Source organism: Streptococcus sp. 3.1, from assembly GCF_016648915.1.
GTDB classification, from domain to species: domain Bacteria; phylum Bacillota; class Bacilli; order Lactobacillales; family Streptococcaceae; genus Streptococcus; species Streptococcus salivarius_E.
The window spans coordinates 1-1,005 of record NZ_JACLQV010000049.1; the positions used below are offsets into that span (position 1 = coordinate 1).

The following is a 1,005-nucleotide window of genomic DNA, read 5'->3' on the forward strand; positions in this document are numbered from 1 at the left end:
TTCGTCAGTGTCAGATGGGTATAAGATACAGTTATAGTAGTTTTACCTGCACCGTTTTCACCTATAAGTCCAACAATACATCCTCTAGGAATCGAAAAAGAAACATCACTAACTTTAAATTTGGAATTCTTGTAGTTTACATTTAAATTATTCACCTCTAAAATAGTATTCTTATCTAAATTCATTTTATATTTCTCCATTATCATCTAACTTCAATAAAATAATTTCTTTAATTTCTTTGGAATCAATTCCAACCTCAATACCAAATTTAATAACCTCATCAATTTTTTTTTCAAGTTGATTCCGTATACTATCTTCAATAAAATCTGAACTCAATTTAGAAATTATAGTCCCCTTACCAACAACAGAGTTAATTAAATGTTGTGATTGAAGTAATTCGTATGCTTTTTTTACTGTAATAATACTTACACCAAGATCTTTTGCAAGAACTCTAATTGCTGGTAAAGAAGCACCTGGGGGAAGGTCCCCACTTAATATTTTATTACTAATTTGCTTAAATATTTGCTCATAAATTGGCACTTTGGAATGATATGAAATTAATATTTCTAACACTTCTCCTCCTAAAAAAAATTATTTACCATCTTATCACAGCAAAAAAGTACTCCAACCAAGATGATAAATAATTTAAGTCTACAATGTATTTAAGAACAATAAAATATACAATAAGTTTTTAATTTGAAAATAATTCTGACTTATTTTTTACATCCCCAGCCACAAGATCTATTACAAGATAAAAACGTAGTGACTGCAGAAACCGTAGGTAAACAAATTTTAAGAGTTGCAGAAATAACAGGTGATACTGACTGAGGTTTAACTGATCCATCATCAGAACCACCAAATTCAGCTAAACGTTCAAGTTCTACAAAATCAATTTTAGTATTCTTTTCCATGATAAGCCTGTCGCTGGCTCTTGTACACATCTCCGAGCCCACGAGACCAGAGAGTAGAGAGTATTGCGGCTTGTTGGTGTAAAAAAAAATGGGG

At 30.8% G+C, this 1,005-nt stretch carries 3 protein-coding genes; all 3 read right to left on the minus strand.

Going from position 1 to position 1,005, the window contains the following annotated elements; translation table 11 throughout:
• The coding region (locus H7U02_RS11410; RefSeq protein WP_201043403.1) for an ATP-binding cassette domain-containing protein at positions 1 to 185 on the minus strand (185 nt) is incomplete at its 3' end.
• A gap of 1 nt (position 186) precedes the next feature.
• On the minus strand, positions 187 to 573 hold the full coding sequence (locus H7U02_RS11415) for a GntR family transcriptional regulator (protein ID WP_201043405.1): 387 nt from the start codon (positions 571 to 573) through the stop codon (positions 187 to 189).
• A 140-nt stretch (positions 574 to 713) separates the two neighbouring features.
• Positions 714 to 1,005, minus strand: a 292-nt coding sequence (locus H7U02_RS11420; protein ID WP_207185678.1) for a hypothetical protein, incomplete at its 5' end; no start/stop codon positions are given.